Here is a 16,895-nt window from a genome sequence, read left to right on the forward strand (position 1 = left end):
TTCACGGGGAGAAGGTTTTTGCTTGAACAAGGAGATGAACAGTACGGAAATCGCCAAGCTGGCTGGCGTATCCAGAAGCACGGTCAGCCGCGTTATTAACAATTACGCCAACGTTCCAGAGAAGACAAAGAAAAAAGTAATGAAGGTCATCGAGCAATACAATTACTACCCTAACTTATCCGCTCAGGTGCTGGCTGGCAAGCGGACGCGGACGATCGGCTTATTCATGATCGATTCCGGCCGTGTTTCGAGCGATATGATTTCGAGCCTGCTCCTTGCAAGGGTCATTGAAAGCGCTTCTTCGCACGGCTATTACGTGCTTACTCATATTGTCCGGGATACGAAGGAGCAGGAGGAAGTACGCGCGATAAAGGAAAGCTTCTATCAGCGCAGAATCGACGGGGGCGTATTTATTGGCGCGGCTAATCATGAGCCTCTTATTGAAGAGCTGATAGCCGAAGGATTTATGGTCGCGATCGTTGATCAGCATTTGCCGGGCCGAAGCGAGCCGAATCGTATGGTATTTAATTTTGACAACGAAACCGGCGTGGGTCAGGCGATAGATTATTTAGTGTCGCTGGGGCATAAGCGGATCGGCATGATCAATGGGGATATGAAAAGGTACTCCGGACCCTCAAAATGGAGAGGCTTCCAAGCAGCGATGGCAAGGCACAGCCTTCCGCTCGTTCAGCAATGGATGATGCCGGGCGACTTTAATGAGGCAAGCGGTTATAAAGCGGTTAAGGAGCTGCTGAAGTCGGCGGCGCTGCCGACGGCGATTTTTGCTGCAAATGACAGCGTTGCGTTCGGAGCGATGCGGGCTTTGCAGGAGGAAGGTATTCGAGTACCGCATGATCTATCGATTATGGGCTTCGACGATCACACATTGAGCGCACACTATAGTCCGGCACTTACGACCATTCGAATAGATTTTTCAGAGATGATGGATAGGCTGACGCGCACCTTAATCTCAAGCATCGAGAACGGCGCTGAAGCATTCAGTCTTGTAACGGCCGGCACAGAGCTTGTTATACGCCATTCATGCAAAAGGGTAGACAGCGAGTAGTTCTGCGAAAAAAAGCAGAATGCCCGGTCTGCCATTATTTTTCGACAAAAATTAACGCGTGTTCACAAATTGTGCAGATGTTCTATATGAGAGGGGGAATGCGGATGTAGCGTAATGCTCGTAATAACATTGGAATAATAGATGCAGCTGCTTGAGTGTGTTTGTGGCATGGCATAAACATACTCTGAACAATGATAAAAACAACCGATAAGGAGACGATTGAACATGGACAAAAATATTCTCGGAAACCGCATGATTACGCAAATCGGACTTTTAGTTAACGATATCGATGAAACCTCCCAGGCTTATGCCGATTTTTTCGGCGTGGAGAAGCCTCTCTGGTTTTGGACGGATACGGTAGATCTGGCGCAAACGGAATATAACGGCGAATCGTCGGTTGCACGCGCGAAGCTCGCTTTCTTCGATATGGGCTCTCTTCAGCTTGAGTTGATTGAGCCGGACCGGCATCCGAGCACATGGAGAGAGCATCTCGATAAGCACGGGGAAGGCCCGCATCACATTGCATTCGTTGTTGACGGGATGAAAGAGAAGGTCGCTTTGATGGAGAAGAACGGCATGCCGCTTGTGCAAAAGGGAGAGTACAACGGCGGTCGTTACGCCTATATGGACACGTTTAAGCAATTGAAGATTATGCTGGAGCTGCTGGAAAACGATAAGTAATGCCGGTGAAACCATAAAAAGACCTTTGCACATGAGGGTGAATGGATAGACAGGAGGAATGGGGAAACATGAACATATTGATTACAGGCGCGAATCGCGGCCTAGGCTTGGCGCTTGCTGCCGAAGCCTGCGCGCGCGGCCATCAGGTGCTGGGGGGCGTTCGCGGACCAAGCTCTTCGGCGGATAGGTTGCTGGAGCTGATTGCGGAATATCCAGGGCAGCTGACAATACTGCCGCTTGATGTTGCGGATGAAAATTCGGTTCGCTACGCTTACGGGCAAGCGGCAAGCCGGATTAGCAGCCTTGATTCGGTAATTAACAGCGCGGCGATTTTGCTTGGACGGGAGCAGAAACTGGAGCAGCTTGATTTTGATCAGGTTGAGCAGTCGTTCCAGACGAATTTGTTCGGACCGATGGCCGTGCTTAAATACTTCCTGCCGCTGCTGCGCAAAGGAAAGCGGCAGAGCATTATCAACATCAGCTCGGAAGCTGGCAGCTTTGCCGGCGCTTACGGCGGAGACTTTTCCTATGCGCTTTCGAAGTCGGCGCTGAACATGTTCTCGGCACAACTTCGCCGGGAGCTTTCACCGCAGGGCTATCTGGTGCACGCGGTTCATCCCGGCTGGATTAGAACCGATATGGGCGGCGAGCAAGCGCCGGGCGATGCGGCTGTTGCGGCAGCCGGTATATTGAATATCGTCGAGCGTAAGACAGAGGCGGCAGAAAATGCTCTGTTCATTGACTCTAATGGGAATCCGATGAGTCTGTAAAGATATATCAGAGGGGAGGGTATTCGGATGAAAAAAGTGGTTGCTCTAGCAGGTGATTTTTATCATAAAGAGGAGCTTGCCCGTGAAGCTTTACTTCAAGCATTTGGCGGGAGCGCTGCAGAGGTAGAGTTACATTTTGTAACGGACCCTAATGCATTAATGACGGCTATTGCAGACAGCCCCGCTGCGGTTATCCTATTCGCTGAGAATAGAACTGATCCTCAGGCTAGCCCCGACGCGACATGGATGACCGCGGATTTTTCGGAGCAGATCGTCCGCTATGTAGAAGGCGGCGGCGGTTGGCTCGCTTGGCATTCAGGCCTGGCGTCCTATCCGGCGGACAGCGGTTACGTCCGCATGCTGCGGGGATATTTTTTGTCGCATCCCGAGCAGCATAGGCCGGTTCGTTATTCGCCGGTTGATGAAGAGGCCGCCGGGTTTGAGTATTTGGACGAGCATTATTTTGTCCAATGCGAGGAGCGAAACACCGAGGTGTTTCTGCGCTCCTTTTCAGCGGATGGCCAATCGGTTGCGGGTTGGCGTCATTCCTTCGGAGCCGGCCGCGTTAGCTGCCTGACTCCGGCGCATCGGGCAGAGGGGCTGCTGGATGCCGGTTTTTCACGGACGCTTTTCCGGGAGATCATGTGGACTGCAGGACTAAATCACTTATAAAAGGAGCTGGTTGCAATGAACTATCGGAAGCTCGGAAGAACAGGCTTGAAAGTTAGCGAAATCAGTCTTGGAAGCTGGTTGACGTACGGAAACTCGGTCGATAACGGAACGGCGGCCAAAACAATCGCGCAGGCCTATGATTTAGGAATTAATTTTTTCGATACCGCTAATGTGTATATGCGGGGCAAAGCAGAGGAGATTGTCGGAGAAGCGCTGCGCGGCTACGCACGCGAGTCCTATGTGATTGCGACGAAGGTATTTGGTCAGATGGGAGACGGACCTAACGACAAAGGCTTATCGCGGAAGCATGTATTGGAGCAGGCGGGCGCCAGCTTAAAGCGGCTCGGTCTGGATTATGTGGATATTTACTACTGTCATCGCTACGATAAGGACACGCCGGTCGATGAGACGCTTCGCACGATTGAGGATCTCGTTCGCTCGGGCAAGGTGCTTTATGTTGGCGTCAGCGAGTGGAGCGCTGCGCAAATTCAGGAGGCGCTGCAGACAGCAGACAAGTATTTGCTTGATCGAATCGTCGTCAACCAGCCGCAGTATCACATGTTCCATAGAGCAATCGAGAAAGAAATCGTACCGTTAAGCGAGCGTAACGGCATTAGCCAGGTTGTGTTCTCACCGCTAGCCCAGGGTGTGCTTACGGGCAAATACGGCAGCGGGGAGTCTGGCAAGCCGCAGGGCAGCCGCGCGACGGATGCGTCTTCAAATATGTATATCGGCGGGTATTTGAGCGATTGGCACTTGTCCCGCGTCGAGCGGCTCAAATCGTTGGCTGGGGAAATAGGCTGCTCCGCAGCACAGCTTGCGATCGCATGGGTGTTGAGGCTTCCGAACGTAGCGAGCGCATTAGTCGGCGCGAGCCGTCCCGAGCAAATCATCGAGAACAGCAAAGCAAGCGGAGTCAAGCTGACGGACGAGCTCGTTCAGCGGATTGAAACGATTTTGGCCAACTGATATGTTGTGTATGCGATTGACTATAATGCACCTGTCCTCATGCTGATGTCCTTTTTTGCAAAAAAATAACGATAAGACAAAAGAAAGGAGCTGTTCGCCGGGTCTTTTCAGACTAGGCAGGACAGCTCCACTTTTATTACAGATAAACGGCTTTGCCGGTTTTGGAGGACTCGTATATCGCTTCAAGAATTTGCGATACGACATAAGCTTGCTCCGGCGTAACGACGGGCTCGGTGTCCTCGTCGATTGCTTTAAGCCACATTCTCATTTCAAGATCAGCATCGCTTTCGGTTTTGCCGTCATAGAAAGCAACTCCGCCAGCTTTCAAATCAACCTGGGTCGTGAACAAGCGGCTGTGCTGCTCGCCGTTAATACGGAGGCCACCCTTCATATCCGCTCCGCCTTCCGTTCCCGACAATGTGCATTTTGCTTCGTCGACTTCAAGCGTGTTGAGTGCCCAGCTGGATTCAAGCACGATCGTAGCGCCGTTTTCCATCACGATCATTCCGAATGCGGAATCCTCTACCGTAAATTTCGCGGGATCCCAAGGGCCCCATGCATTTGCGGCGTTTTCGCGCTGCGACAGCTTATGGTACGAGGTGCCGAGCACTACTTTCGGCTTGTAGTTGTCGAGCATCCACAGCGTCAAGTCAAGGGCGTGTGTACCGATATCGATAAGCGGCCCTCCGCCTTGCTTCTCCTCATCGAGGAATACGCCCCATGTAGGAACGGCGCGGCGGCGAATCGCATGCGCCTTGGCATAATAAATGTCGCCAAGCTCGCCGGCAGCGCAAATCTTTTTCAAATGCTGGCTGTCTGGACGGAAGCGGTTGTTGTAGCCAACTGTCAGCTTCTTGCCGGTGCGGCGGGCAGCTTCAACCATGCGCTTCGCGTCATGAGCTGTTTTGGCCATCGGCTTTTCGCTCATAACATGCTTGCCTGCTTCAAGGGCAGCAATCGCAATGTCTGCATGCGAGTCATTCGGCGTGCAAACGTGGACGATATCGATGGAAGCATCGGTAAGCAATTCTTTATAATCCGTATAGACGATAGCGTCTTCAGCGCCGTATTTAGCAGCGGCTTCCGTTGCGCGCTCCTCTACAATATCGCAAAAGGCGACGATTTCAACATTAGCCAGTTTTTTCAAGCTCGGCAGATGTTTGCCGTTGGCAATTCCGCCGCAACCAATAATAGCAAGCTTGTAAATTTTTGACATGTTTAAACTCCTCCTAATTATATCGTTTGTTTATGGTGCGAGTTTTTCCGGTATTCGGAAGGGGTGACGCCAAATTTTTTGCGGAATACGGCGTGCAGGTAGTTGCCGCCTGCGAACCCGGCAAGCTTTGCAATTTTCTCAACGGACTGCTCGCTTCCGAGCAGCTCGCGGCAAACGGCGGCAAGCCGGATGTCTTCTAGAATACGGCTGAAGGTTTGTCCGTGATGGAGCTCCTTAAATAGCCTCTGGATATGCCTTGAGCTCAGGTTGAGCTTATCCGCAACATCCTCAAGCGTAATCGTACCGTCATAGTTAGCGTACATATATTCCATTGCAAGCCGGTAGCGGTAAGCTTTCATATCCCGGGTTGGGAACTGCTTCTGTTCATTTGCTGTATCATAAGCACGGACAGCCCGCAGCAAAATTTGCACGACATTTTGTTTAATAGTCGTGTAGCTGCCTACAAAGTTTTCGACGCAGGCTTGGTAGGCTTCGAGAAATCGGGGCATCGCTTGATGCAGATCCGCTGTCGGAAAGAGCGGAAGCGTTCTCAATTTCTCGATACAATCCCGTGCTTCGGCAGCTTCCCAGTCATCGTACGAATAGGTATCGTCGCAGCCGCTTTGAGCGGTCCGCTCAATAATATCAATGTGAAGGCACAGCTCATCCATCGCTTCAATAGAGTCGGCTTCTTGATAATGCATAACATCAGGTCCGGTTAAATAGAACATACCTGGCCGCAGCGCATACTCCTTATCGACAATAATGACTTTCCCTTTGCCCTGCGGAATGAAATGAAATTCATATTCCGCATGCTTATGAAATCCGACGATTCTGCCGGGTGGAAATTGCGTCAGATGGATTCGCAGCACATGAATGTCGTAGGGTCCCCACCTGATGCGAAGCTCCAGACGCTCAAGCGCATCCTGGCGTTCCCGCATCACCTCATAAGGAAAGTTAAGCATGTCAATTCCTCCTGGAAGTATTTTACTGCGTTTTTCGAATTAATTGCCGAGTTCGTCTAGTTTGACAGAGCGGCGCTCGCGGGCGGAACGGTTGGAAGCCTCCATCAGCTTCGTCAGATCAACGGCAAGACTAATGTTTTCATCTGCCGACGTATCGTTGACAATATGCTGTACCCATTGATGAAAAGCACTTTCTCTTGCCGGCGGTATCGGCTGTGACGTCCATTTCTCCGACGATTCACCGCTCGCGGCAGATGTACGAAGCAACAGCTTATTGTCCGGTGTGCCGTAAAGCAGCGTGCCTTCCGTGCCATGCACTTCCAGCGTAAACGGCGAATGATTGTTAACGAAGCCGGCTTCAACAATTCCGATCGCGCCGGAAGGGGCAGACAGTACCGAAACGGCGTTATCTTCGACTTGCTTGCCGGTCACGTAACCGTAATGAGCCGATACTTCGCTAGGCAGTTCATTCAAGAATAGTCTGGTCAAATACATCGGATGGCAGCCCAAATCGATTAATGCGCCGCCTCCGCATTGCTCCAAGCTGTAGAAGTGCTCAGGCAGCCAATTTGCAGTAGCTCCGTTATGCGATAAGCGTGCCCGTACGAGCGTTACTTTTCCAAGCAGGCCTTGAGACAAAATGTCACGGATAGCGAGCGTATAGCCATCGTTCAAGCGAGGCAGCGATACGGTTAATTTGACATTGTTTTTGGCGACTTCATCCAAAATAGTGTTAACTTCTTTCAGAGTCGCAGCTACGACCTTCTCGGTAAAAATATGTTTGCCCGCTCTTGCGGCCGCGACCATCACCTCTTGATGCATGGTGGTAGGAGCATCTACGATGACAGCGTCAATATCGTCACGCTTCAGCATTTCCTCAAGGCTTGCGTAGAAGGGAACGCCAAGCTTTTCAGCCGCCGCTTGTCCCCGTTCAGCCATTTCATCCCATACCGCAGTAATTTCCGTTCCCGGATGCTCCTGCGCTTGCTTCGTATAATCCCATGCGTGCACGTGCCAATAGCTGATTTTTCCAATTCGTATCATCGGTCCATCTCTCCCCGCGCGTCCATTAGTGAAATGATTAATAACGTATATAAATTTATGACAACAAATATAATCTAACACATTTGATTGCTTATTTTTAGTGTAATTTAATGACTATGACTATACGATATTGCGACAATGTAGAAGAGCTTAACCATAATGCTTACGATAATCTCGCGGTGATATACGGGTGATTTTTTTGAACGTTTTGCCGAAATGGGAAAAATTTTCGAAGCCGACGGCGGCTGCAATGTCCGTGATGCTCCTATCCGATTCGCGCAGCAGACGCTGCGCTTCTTTTATTCGCGTCAGAATGACGTAATCGGAAAAGGCGAAGCCCGTTATTTCTTTAAACATACGGCTCAAATAGTAGGGGCTTATGAAAAACTGGTCGGCTAACGCGCCAAGCCGCAGCGGATCGGCAAAATGAGCATTGATATAGCGGATAACCTCCGATATTTTGGCGTGCATCGGCGTTGCATGTTGGAGCGGAGCGGGATCGTGCTGCTCCAGGTACCTGGCCGCAATCAGCAGCAGCTCGGTTACCGCTAGTCCGGGAACCAGCTCGTAGCCGGTTGGCTTATGTCCTATCTCTGTCAGCATTTTTCTTACGGTTTGCTCGGCGGCAAGCTGCTCCTGCCGCGGGAGCCGGATGATATGGCTTTGCTGCCGGAACGGACTTAATAGAAAGTCCGCATGCTTGGCAGGCAAGCTGCTTGTCATGGTATCGTCAAAGTGAACAATCACACGCTCATGGGCAGCGTCTCCCGCATGCATGGTTTTATGAAGCTCATGCTTATTGATGAATACGATGTCGCCCTGCTCGACGGAATAAGAACGGTCACGAATAAAGTAAATGCGTTTGCCTGACAGCATATAATAGATTTCGTAATAGTCATGGTAATGATCGTCCGCCATCGTAAAAGGCTCCGAACGTTTCATATATTCCACATACAGCCCGGGAGTCGAGCCGAAGCTATAGGTTTCATGCTGAGTCGGCATCATTCATTCGCTCCTTATTAATATTCGCAAAATAAGCGGTATTTTACAAAAATAAAGCATGATATGACGAGAATTATACCACTCCTATGCGGTATTATAAAAGCAAGTAAACGGAGGAGGAACTTTCATTATGACAAAGAAACGTTATGTATTGGTTGGCAGCGGCGGCAGGGCGGAATTTTTTTACGGTGCTCTTGCAACCGATTTCAGAGATACTTCAGAACTACTCGCTTTTTGCGATATTAACCAAACCCGGATGGACTATGCGAACAGCATTTTAGTCAATAAATACAAGCATGAGATTGTAAGAACGTACAAATCGAATGAGTTCGACCGCATGATCGAAGTGGAGAAGCCGGATGCGGTTATCGTCACAAGCATGGACCGTACGCACCATACGTATATTATTCGTGCGCTTGAGCTTGGCTGCGATGTGGTAACGGAGAAGCCGATGACGGTGGACGAGAAAAAATGCCAAGAAATCATAGACGCGGTTGAGCGTACTGGCCGCAACGTGCGCGTCACCTTTAACTATCGCTATGCGCCGCATCATACGAAAGCCAGAGAACTGATTGCAAACGGAGCGATCGGAAGAGTGACATCCGTACACTTCGAATGGCTGCTCAATACGCAGCACGGCGCTGATTATTTCCGCAGATGGCATCGCAACAAGCAGAACAGCGGCGGCTTGCTCGTGCATAAGTCAACGCATCACTTCGATCTCGTGAACTTCTGGATTGGCTCGCAGCCGGAATCGGTATTCGCCTTCGGTGATTTGCTGTTCTATGGACGCGAAAATGCGGAGCTGCGCGGCGAGACGCAATTTTATGAGCGCGCGACAGGAAACCCGATTGCCGAGAACGATCCTTTTGCGCTACATTTGGATAAAAATGAGCATTTGAAGTCGATGTATTTGGATGCGGAGCATGAGGACGGCTACCGCCGCGATCAGAGCGTGTTCGGAGATGGAATTAATATTGAAGATACGATGGGCGTGCTTGTCCGCTACAAAAACAATGCTATTTTAACCTATTCATTAAACGCTTACCTGCCATGGGAAGGCTATCGGATTGCATTTAACGGCACGAAGGGCCGCCTGGAAATGAATATCGTCGAGCAGTCGTACGTCAACTCGGGCGGAGAAAAATCGCAGGAGGGCGCGCTTAAGGAAAAAACGATAACGGTATTCCCGATGTTCGCCGCTCCGTATGAGGTAGAGGTAGAGGAAGGCGTCGGCGGCCATGGCGGCGGGGATCCGGTATTATTGAATGATTTATTCGGAAAGCCTGTGGAGGATCCATTCCATCGCGCAGCGAATCACGTAGACGGCGCCCGTTCAATCTTGACAGGTATTGCGGCGAATCGTTCCATTCAGACAGGCCAAGCGGTGCAGATCGATGACTTAGTTAAGTTCCACAAATAAGGTAATGGGGGAAAGCTGGAATGAGGACATTTATGGACGACAATTTTTTGTTATCGAACGAAACGGCCATACGTTTATATCATGATTTTGCGAAAGACATGCCTATCATTGATTACCACTGCCATCTGAGTCCGCAGCAAATTTACGAGAATACGAGCTTTGCGAACCTTACGGAGGCGTGGCTGTACGGCGACCATTACAAATGGCGCGCGATGCGCGCGAACGGGGTCGAGGAGCGCTATGTAACCGGCGGAGAAGGCGTCACCGATTATGAACGGTTCGAGGCTTGGGCGAAGACGGTGCCGCAAACGATCGGTAATCCGCTTTATCAGTGGTCGCATTTGGAGCTTCGCCGTTATTTCGATGTTTATGAGCTTATTAATGAGAAGAACGCGCCTGCGATTTGGGAGCAGGTTAACCAGAAGCTGGCGGAAGGCAGCTATAAAGCGCGGGATTTGATTAAAATGTCGGGCGTCGAGGTCATTTGCACGACGGATGATCCGGTCGACTCGCTTGAATTTCATATCGCTATCAAGCAATTAGAAGATTTTAACGTTCAGGTGCTGCCGTCGTTCCGGCCGGACAAAGCGCTTGAAATCAATCGCGCTCCGTTTCTGGAGTGGGTCGGGAAGCTCTCGGCTGCAGCGTCCCGCACGATAGACAATTACGATGCGCTGCTTGAGGCGCTTGAGGCGAGAGTGAAGTTTTTCGACGAGGTCGGCTGCAAGGTGTCTGATCATGCACTTGATTATGTCGCTTACGCAGAGACGACGAGGGCTGAGGCAGCAGCTATTTTCGCTAAGGCATTGAACGGGGAAACGGTCAGCCTAGAGGAAGAAAAGCAATATAAAACGTATACGTTGCTCTTCCTGGGACGCTTGTATGCGGAACGCGGCTGGGCGATGCAATTCCACATCAACGCTGCGAGAAACAACAGCTCCCGCATGTTCGGCAAGCTTGGACCGGATACGGGCTTCGACTCGATCAACGACAGCGCCGTCGCGTATCCGCTGGTCAAGCTGCTCGATGCGCTCGATACCGATGATGCGCTTCCGAAAACGATCGTCTATTCGCTTAATGCGAAGGACAACGATGTGCTTGGCTCCATTATTGGAAGCTTCCAAGGCGGCGGAGTGCCAGGCAAAATTCAGCTTGGCTCGGCATGGTGGTTCAACGATACGAAAAATGGCATGCTGGACCAAATGAACGCGCTTGCTAACCTTGGGCTGCTTAGCCGCTTTGTCGGCATGCTGACGGATTCCCGAAGCTTCCTGTCTTATACGAGACATGAATATTTCAGACGCCTGCTCTGCAATTTGCTCGGTGAATGGGTGGAGAACGGTGAGGCGCCGCATGATATGAAGCTGCTTGGCGACATGGTCCAAAACATCTCCTACCGCAACGCGAAAGCTTACTTCGGCTTTTAAGATTAGGATCACAACATTTTCAACAGACCATAGGTTTAATACGGCAACGAAACGTTCCGCATTCCCGTTAACACGACGGGAGCTGCGGAACGTTTTTTTTCAAATATAAGATATTTTCATCCTAATATCCTGCCTATATTCACCGTGAAACGTGCTGCTCTTTAACAGGTGGAGTTAGCCGTTCACTTGGTCCGAGCCGTCCGACCGGTCCGCCCTATAGGAGGCCATCATATATTTGAGCATTTGCGGTCCGGCTATGTTGGCGGCAATCCCGAAGAGCTCGGAATTGACTGTTTTTTTGCAAATGAAATAAAACGCAATGCCGCCGATTAATTCAAATGCGATGAACTCTTTCCATTTCCAGGCGGGGATTATGTATACGGTAAATTCTTTGTTTCTGGCAGCTCGCAAACGCACAATGAAAGCCCTCCTGCTAATAGGCGGATTACAACCGTAACTAGGGTATGCGGAGCGGCTTATCCATCATTCTCATTAATTTATGAGATGATTTAATGCTGACTCAATAAGGAATCAATTTAGGGTATTTTGTTCTTGACATCCATATACCCTAATGTTAGGATAAATACATCCTAGTTATAGGATAAATAATCATAGGATAAAAGGGAGAGAGTATTAATGAATGTTTTATCAATTATTCTTCAAGTTGTATTAGGATTAGGTTTCCTCATGTTTGGATTTATGAAGTTCGGATCTAAACAAATGGTGGATGGATTTAAGCATTATGGGTATCCTGGATGGTTTAGAGTATTTACAGGACTGGTAGAAGTCATTTCGGCGATTTTAGTTATTGCAGGTATTTGGAATAAGACATTGGCAGCTTGGGGTGGTTTATTTATTGCAGCAACGATGCTCGGGGCCATTTTTACGCATATTAAAATTAAAGATACTGCACAACAAATGATGATGCCGATTATTTTATTCATTTTAGGATTGGCATTGTTATTAATAAACTTCGGATCTTTGCTTGTATAAATGCCAAATTAAGGGGGGATATTCAAATGGAAATTAAAATTATTAAACCACAGGATCAAGCGACCGGGCAGTTCGATGGCGGTAAAATAAAAGAGCAAAAACCAATTGGTTTTTCTGGAGAAGGATCACAAATAAACCGGCTAGGACCATTATTTTACTGGGCTTGGGGAAATTCTCAGGAACCTGCGGAAATTGGCCTGCATCCTCATCAGGGTTTTGAAATCATCACTTATGTGATCGAAGGTAAAGCTTATCATCGTGATACGCTTGGTACGGAAAGTGTTGTAGATGCTGGAGGTGCCCAGCTCATGCAAACAGGCTCCGGTGTGTATCATGCAGAAGCATTAAAAGAACCATCAGAAGCTTTTCAAATCTGGTTTGAACCACATTTAAGCCAGGCAGTAAAACGTACACCTGCTTATTCACAATACGATTCTTATGATTTTTCCTTAACAGATGTAGATGGTGTGACAATAAAAACAATATTAGGAAACGATTCACCAATGAAAATTGTGACAGATGCAGGGATATGGGATATCCTTATTCCAGATGGAAACGTATATACCCATAGTCTTTCACCTAACCGGACATTAGCTGGTTTAGCCATCAGGGGCGATGGCTCTTACTCGGCAGCTGCAGATCAGGTGGTCAGCTTTAAGCACAAAGATTTCGTGATTGTTCAGTCCAGTGAAGGTGGAGAAATCACGATTAGGGCTGAAGGCCAGGGGCTTCGGATTGTTTTGATCGAGGTTCCAACTGAAGTTGACTACCCGTTGTACCGGAAGTAACTGTTATAGCAATTATTATGATTTGGAAATGGAGCGGGTTCATGAATCAAGAAAATGAACAAGTGCAGCTTGATTTAAGGCTGTTTCGTATCTGGATGAAAGCTTCCAAAACCGTATTTGAGAATATTCGTAAGGATATAGAAAGTTATGGAATCAGCCCTGATCATTTTATGATTCTTGAGTTTCTTTATAGTAAAGGACCTCATCCTGTCCAGAAAATTAGTGAAATATTTTCTATACCTAGCGGGAGTATCACCTATGTAGTAGATAAACTTGAAAAGAAAGAACTTGTAACAAGACAACCAAGCCCGACGGATCGCAGAACATCAAATGTTGTCCTTTCTGAGAAAGGAAAAACGCTATTTGACGAGATTTTTCCGACACACGTTGAAACGATATCTCAAAATTTATCGTTTATCAGCGTTGAAGAGAAACAACAGTTGATTCATTTACTAAAAACAATCGGGCTTGGCGCTAAGGGACTAGAGTAACTGTCGGTTGTTCGATTCCACGTTCTGCTGCTGCATGAGGCAAACCGATAAGAGGAGAACGCTAAGCTGATTTCAGCTGATTAAAAGCGTGGCGTAAAATGTGCAGCATTTCATCAATGTCCTTCTGCGCGACGATCAGCGGCGGCACCAGCCGAATCGTCGACGGGTTCGGCGAGTTAATAAGCAAGCCCCCGCGTAAGCAAATAGCGGCAAGCTCGGCACCTGCGCCTTCCGGAACGTCGAACGCAAGCAGCAATCCTTTGCCGCGGATGTTCGAAATGGCGAAGTCGCAAGCTAATTCGTGCAACCCGTTTACCAAATAAGAGCCCTGCTTAGCGGCGTTGCGCGCCAAATTCCGCTCCAGCAATTCCTGCAGCACCGCATAGCCAGCCGCCATTGCAAGCGGCTGGCCGCTGTAGGTTCCCCCTTGATCGCCTGGCTCGAACAGATCGTATTTGTCTTTTGTCAGCATCGCCGATAGCGGGAAGCCGCCGCCGATTCCTTTGCCAAGCGTCAGAACATCAGGCTTAATACCATAATGCTCGTAAGCGAATAGCTTGCCTGTTCTGCCCATCCCGGTCTGAATTTCATCGAAAATGAGCAGCATGCCATACATGTCGCATATTTTGCGAAGACCATACAAATACGCCTCATTGACGGCATGAACGCCGCCCTCGCCTTGAACAAGCTCGACCATAATCGCACAAGTATGGTTCGTAACGGCAGCGAAGCAAGCGTCCAGGTCATTGATCGGAACATGCTTGAAGCCGTCCACCTTAGGAGCATAAAGCTCCTTCCATTGCGGCTTGCCGGTTGCCGACATCGTCGCTAATGTACGTCCATGGAAGCTGTTCGTTAACGTAATGATTTCGTAAGCGCCGTTCATATTGACCGCACCGTGCTTTCTTGCCAGCTTTATGGCGCTTTCGTTTGCTTCAGCGCCGCTGCTGGCGAAAAACACTTTATCCATACCGCTGACGCTCGTCAGCAGCTCTGCGAATTGAATCATTGGTTTATTATAGTAACTGGGACTGGCATGAACCAAAGTTGAAGCTTGACGCGACAGCGCCTCCTGCAGAGCAGCAGGTGAATGCCCCAAGCTGGTAACTGCCCAGCCGCCGACAAAGTCCAGATAACGTGTTCCTTCCGTATCCCACAAAAACATGCCTTCACCGCGTTCCATCACGATGCCAGGACGGCGTGCCGTATATAAGACCGATTTCTCCGCCGTTTCCAATAAAGCAGCTGTTACCGATTTCTCCATCTGAATCATTACGAGCCTCCCGTATAATCAATGTACTGTATAAATATACAACACAGGGAATAAAGATACAATATCCTTCATCAACTTATTTATTAAAAAAGTGAAGTTATTCGTTAAAAAACCGCATTCCAATCATTAGCCATAACAAATAAAATATTTTTGTGGAATTCGTGGTTAAAGGAGTGACCTTGCCGATGAACGTCCGTGAGCATTCGAAAGGAACGCTGTTCATTAATGGGAAAAAGCTGTATTTCGAGGAAGCAGGCGAGGGAGAAACGGTTATATTGCTCCACGCCCATTCGGTTGATTCGAGAATGTGGAATGCGCAGTTCGAGGCGTTAGGCAACCATTACCGCGTCATTCGTTACGACTTGAGAGGGTACGGGAAATCGGAAATGCCGGATCAGCGCCGTTTTTTTCGTCACATTGACGATTTAATCGGCTTGATGCAGCAGCTTCATGTGTCCAAAGCGCACTTAGTCGGTTTGTCCTTAGGATCGATGCTTGCGGTGGACTGTCTGGCCTTGCATCCGGAGAAGGTGCTATCCGTTTCCGTGGCCGGCTCGGGTCTATACGTGACGGAAAAGGATCAATGGCTGCCCTTTACGGAGTCCGAACAAAGCGAGGTTGATAGCGCCGCAAAGGAAGTGAATATCGCATCGTTTAAGCAGGAATGGTTCAGCGGGCTGCTTGACAGCTGCGGTCAACATAGGGATAAGATTAAGGACGAGCTTTGGCGTATGATTGAAAACTGGTCGGCATGGCAGCCGGTTTACGAAAGGAGATGGCCGCTTGTTGGTCCGTCTATCGTGAAGCTGCTGCGGGATCGTCCATCGGATTTGCCCTTACTCATAATGATCGGCGAAGAGGATTCGATTGGAAGCCGCCAGTCTTCCGAGCAATTGGCTGCGCTTATTTCGAGCGCGGAGACCGTTTATTTGCCGCAGTCTGGGCACATGTCGAATATGGAAACGCCGGAGTTGTTTAATCATACGATAATATCGTTTCTTCATAAGCGTGGAAATGAGTATAGAAAATAGAAAGAGTCGGGAGAGGGAGCGTATGTGGAACGGGGACGTGTTTTTGGAAAAGCTTTACGATGAGGCGATCAGCCGGCATCGTAATCAATCGAGGGTAGGGCTGCCGAACGAACGGAGATCAAAGCTGAAGGAAGCGCTGCGTGATGCGATCGGCTCATTCGAGCCGAATGCCGGACATGCTCCGAAGCTGCTCGAGCGTGTCGAATGTAATGGCTACATTCGCGAGCGTGTAGAGCTATCGGCTACGCCTGGATTAACCTATGGGGCATATGTGCTTCTGCCAACTAACGTCGAGGGCCCGGTGCCGGGTGTACTGGCCCTACACGGCCATGGCTACGGCAGCCGGGAAATCGTCGGTTTGCTGAAGGACGGTTCGCCGGACGAGGGGACGCCAGGCATTCACCAGCATTTTGCAGTACAACTGGTGAAGCGGGGAATGGCTGTCATCGCACCTGACGTCATCGGCTTCGGGGAGCGCAGACTGCTCGCTGATCTCGCTGAAAATCCCGATGCGCCAAGCTCTTGCTACCGTTTGTCCACGCAGCTGATGATGTTAGGTAAGACTCTAACGGGTCTGCGCGTTACGGAAGCGCTGAAAGCATTCAATTATTTAGCCTCTAGGCCGGAGGTCGATGCGGACCGTATCGGATTGATGGGATTTTCAGGCGGAGCATTGATCGGATATGTGGCGGCTGTCATGGAAGCGCGGATTAACGCGACCGTGTTAACGGGCTTTACGAATACGATCAAAGACAGCATCTTTGCGGTGCATCATTGCATCGATAATTATACGCCAGGCTTGCTCGTTCACGCAGAGCTTCCCGAATTGATCGGACTCATTGCGCCGAGGCCGCTTTTCCTGGAATCCGGCGACAAAGATCCGATCTTTCCGGTAGACGGTTTCCGCAAGGCCGCGGCTGACATTCAGGCGGTCTACGAGGCGGAGGGTGCTGGCGCGAAGCTTCAAACCGACTTGTTTCCCGGCGTTCACGAAATCAGCGGACGATTCGCTTATGATTGGTTGAAGGAAAGTCTTTCATCTTAATGTAAGGCAATAGCTGGAAAGGTTATTTTTGTCCAAAAG

At 49.5% G+C, this 16,895-nt stretch carries 18 protein-coding genes; 12 read left to right on the forward strand and 6 right to left on the reverse strand.

Translation table 11 applies throughout. The features are described from left to right. The first annotated feature begins 22 nt into the window (after positions 1 to 22). The 5 genes from DFP97_RS25950 to DFP97_RS25970 all read left to right on the forward strand — a co-directional run bounded on the left by DFP97_RS25950 (position 23) and on the right by DFP97_RS25970 (position 4,158). Positions 23 to 1,066, forward strand: coding sequence for a LacI family DNA-binding transcriptional regulator (locus tag DFP97_RS25950; RefSeq protein WP_245976607.1), 1,044 nt, complete (start codon positions 23 to 25; stop codon positions 1,064 to 1,066). A gap of 225 nt (positions 1,067 to 1,291) precedes the next feature. Then, positions 1,292 to 1,747, forward strand: coding sequence for a VOC family protein (locus DFP97_RS25955; RefSeq protein ID WP_114383585.1), 456 nt, complete (start codon positions 1,292 to 1,294; stop codon positions 1,745 to 1,747). Positions 1,748 to 1,815: 68 nt separating this feature from the next. Beyond that, positions 1,816 to 2,517 carry an SDR family NAD(P)-dependent oxidoreductase gene (locus DFP97_RS25960; protein WP_114383586.1) on the forward strand — a complete coding sequence of 234 codons (702 nt, stop codon included), beginning with the start codon at positions 1,816 to 1,818 and terminating at the stop codon, positions 2,515 to 2,517. 27 nt (positions 2,518 to 2,544) lie between these two features. Beyond that, positions 2,545 to 3,189: a ThuA domain-containing protein gene (locus DFP97_RS25965; protein ID WP_114383587.1), complete on the forward strand. Its 645-nt coding sequence runs from the start codon at positions 2,545 to 2,547 to the stop codon at positions 3,187 to 3,189. Between the two features lie 15 nt (positions 3,190 to 3,204). Continuing rightward, a complete protein-coding gene (locus tag DFP97_RS25970; protein WP_114383588.1) occupies positions 3,205 to 4,158 on the forward strand; it encodes an aldo/keto reductase family protein in 954 nt (317 codons plus the stop codon). A 136-nt stretch (positions 4,159 to 4,294) separates the two neighbouring features. Here the strand turns inward: DFP97_RS25970 and DFP97_RS25975 are convergent, their stop codons facing one another. From DFP97_RS25975 to DFP97_RS25990, 4 genes are all read right to left on the reverse strand, one after another. Continuing rightward, a complete protein-coding gene (locus tag DFP97_RS25975) occupies positions 4,295 to 5,374 on the reverse strand; it encodes a Gfo/Idh/MocA family protein (protein ID WP_114383589.1) in 1,080 nt (359 codons plus the stop codon). A 17-nt stretch (positions 5,375 to 5,391) separates the two neighbouring features. Next, positions 5,392 to 6,339, reverse strand: a complete 948-nt coding sequence (locus DFP97_RS25980) for an AraC family transcriptional regulator (RefSeq protein ID WP_114383590.1) — start codon at positions 6,337 to 6,339, stop codon at positions 5,392 to 5,394. A 39-nt stretch (positions 6,340 to 6,378) separates the two neighbouring features. After that, positions 6,379 to 7,383, reverse strand: a complete 1,005-nt coding sequence (locus DFP97_RS25985; RefSeq protein WP_114383591.1) for a Gfo/Idh/MocA family protein — start codon at positions 7,381 to 7,383, stop codon at positions 6,379 to 6,381. Positions 7,384 to 7,533: 150 nt separating this feature from the next. Further along, on the reverse strand, positions 7,534 to 8,388 hold the full coding sequence (locus tag DFP97_RS25990; RefSeq protein ID WP_114383592.1) for an AraC family transcriptional regulator: 855 nt from the start codon (positions 8,386 to 8,388) through the stop codon (positions 7,534 to 7,536). Between the two features lie 124 nt (positions 8,389 to 8,512). Here DFP97_RS25990 and DFP97_RS25995 point away from each other — a divergent pair, with 124 nt between their 5' ends. Further along, entirely contained in the window at positions 8,513 to 9,808 is a 1,296-nt protein-coding gene (locus tag DFP97_RS25995) for a Gfo/Idh/MocA family protein (protein ID WP_114383593.1), read from the forward strand. Between the two features lie 20 nt (positions 9,809 to 9,828). Further along, positions 9,829 to 11,235, forward strand: a complete 1,407-nt coding sequence (uxaC, locus tag DFP97_RS26000) for a glucuronate isomerase (RefSeq protein ID WP_114383594.1) — start codon at positions 9,829 to 9,831, stop codon at positions 11,233 to 11,235. A gap of 174 nt (positions 11,236 to 11,409) precedes the next feature. Here the strand turns inward: uxaC and DFP97_RS26005 are convergent, their stop codons facing one another. Further along, on the reverse strand, positions 11,410 to 11,652 hold the full coding sequence (locus DFP97_RS26005; protein ID WP_114383595.1) for a hypothetical protein: 243 nt from the start codon (positions 11,650 to 11,652) through the stop codon (positions 11,410 to 11,412). A gap of 219 nt (positions 11,653 to 11,871) precedes the next feature. Here DFP97_RS26005 and DFP97_RS26010 point away from each other — a divergent pair, with 219 nt between their 5' ends. The 3 genes from DFP97_RS26010 to DFP97_RS26020 are packed head-to-tail and all read left to right on the forward strand — an operon-like array spanning position 11,872 to position 13,507. Then, entirely contained in the window at positions 11,872 to 12,228 is a 357-nt protein-coding gene (locus DFP97_RS26010; RefSeq protein ID WP_114383596.1) for a DoxX family protein, read from the forward strand. A 26-nt stretch (positions 12,229 to 12,254) separates the two neighbouring features. Continuing rightward, positions 12,255 to 13,016, forward strand: coding sequence for a pirin family protein (locus DFP97_RS26015; protein WP_114383597.1), 762 nt, complete (start codon positions 12,255 to 12,257; stop codon positions 13,014 to 13,016). A gap of 41 nt (positions 13,017 to 13,057) precedes the next feature. Beyond that, complete coding sequence (locus tag DFP97_RS26020) at positions 13,058 to 13,507, forward strand: MarR family winged helix-turn-helix transcriptional regulator (protein WP_114383598.1); 450 nt, start codon at positions 13,058 to 13,060, stop codon at positions 13,505 to 13,507. Between the two features lie 61 nt (positions 13,508 to 13,568). Here the strand turns inward: DFP97_RS26020 and DFP97_RS26025 are convergent, their stop codons facing one another. Further along, the gene (locus DFP97_RS26025) at positions 13,569 to 14,780 is read right to left on the reverse strand and encodes an aspartate aminotransferase family protein (RefSeq protein ID WP_114383599.1); all 1,212 of its coding nucleotides are present in this window, start codon (positions 14,778 to 14,780) and stop codon (positions 13,569 to 13,571) included. Positions 14,781 to 14,965: 185 nt separating this feature from the next. Between DFP97_RS26025 and DFP97_RS26030 the strand changes: the two genes are divergently transcribed. Then, the gene (locus tag DFP97_RS26030; protein ID WP_114383600.1) at positions 14,966 to 15,811 is read left to right on the forward strand and encodes an alpha/beta fold hydrolase; all 846 of its coding nucleotides are present in this window, start codon (positions 14,966 to 14,968) and stop codon (positions 15,809 to 15,811) included. A gap of 22 nt (positions 15,812 to 15,833) precedes the next feature. Beyond that, positions 15,834 to 16,856: a dienelactone hydrolase family protein gene (locus tag DFP97_RS26035; protein ID WP_114383601.1), complete on the forward strand. Its 1,023-nt coding sequence runs from the start codon at positions 15,834 to 15,836 to the stop codon at positions 16,854 to 16,856. Positions 16,857 to 16,895 lie beyond the last annotated feature (39 nt).

Source organism: Paenibacillus prosopidis (assembly GCF_003337375.1).
GTDB classification, from domain to species: domain Bacteria; phylum Bacillota; class Bacilli; order Paenibacillales; family Paenibacillaceae; genus Pristimantibacillus; species Pristimantibacillus prosopidis.

Bases quoted from the DNA above. Each gene is read 5' to 3' on its own strand.
- DFP97_RS25955 (WP_114383585.1), top strand. From the start codon at position 1,292: ATGGACAAAAATATTCTCGGAAACCGCATGATTACGCAAATCGGACTT.
- DFP97_RS25960 (WP_114383586.1), top strand. From the start codon at position 1,816: ATGAACATATTGATTACAGGCGCGAATCGCGGCCTAGGCTTGGCGCTT.
- DFP97_RS25965 (WP_114383587.1), top strand. From the start codon at position 2,545: ATGAAAAAAGTGGTTGCTCTAGCAGGTGATTTTTATCATAAAGAGGAG.
- DFP97_RS25970 (WP_114383588.1), top strand. From the start codon at position 3,205: ATGAACTATCGGAAGCTCGGAAGAACAGGCTTGAAAGTTAGCGAAATC.
- DFP97_RS25975 (WP_114383589.1), bottom strand. From the start codon at position 5,374: ATGTCAAAAATTTACAAGCTTGCTATTATTGGTTGCGGCGGAATTGCC.
- DFP97_RS25980 (WP_114383590.1), bottom strand. From the start codon at position 6,339: ATGCTTAACTTTCCTTATGAGGTGATGCGGGAACGCCAGGATGCGCTT.
- DFP97_RS25985 (WP_114383591.1), bottom strand. From the start codon at position 7,383: ATGATACGAATTGGAAAAATCAGCTATTGGCACGTGCACGCATGGGAT.
- DFP97_RS25990 (WP_114383592.1), bottom strand. From the start codon at position 8,388: ATGATGCCGACTCAGCATGAAACCTATAGCTTCGGCTCGACTCCCGGG.
- uxaC (WP_114383594.1), top strand. From the start codon at position 9,829: ATGAGGACATTTATGGACGACAATTTTTTGTTATCGAACGAAACGGCC.
- DFP97_RS26010 (WP_114383596.1), top strand. From the start codon at position 11,872: ATGAATGTTTTATCAATTATTCTTCAAGTTGTATTAGGATTAGGTTTC.
- DFP97_RS26015 (WP_114383597.1), top strand. From the start codon at position 12,255: ATGGAAATTAAAATTATTAAACCACAGGATCAAGCGACCGGGCAGTTC.
- DFP97_RS26020 (WP_114383598.1), top strand. From the start codon at position 13,058: ATGAATCAAGAAAATGAACAAGTGCAGCTTGATTTAAGGCTGTTTCGT.
- DFP97_RS26025 (WP_114383599.1), bottom strand. From the start codon at position 14,780: ATGATTCAGATGGAGAAATCGGTAACAGCTGCTTTATTGGAAACGGCG.
- DFP97_RS26030 (WP_114383600.1), top strand. From the start codon at position 14,966: ATGAACGTCCGTGAGCATTCGAAAGGAACGCTGTTCATTAATGGGAAA.
- DFP97_RS26035 (WP_114383601.1), top strand. From the start codon at position 15,834: ATGTGGAACGGGGACGTGTTTTTGGAAAAGCTTTACGATGAGGCGATC.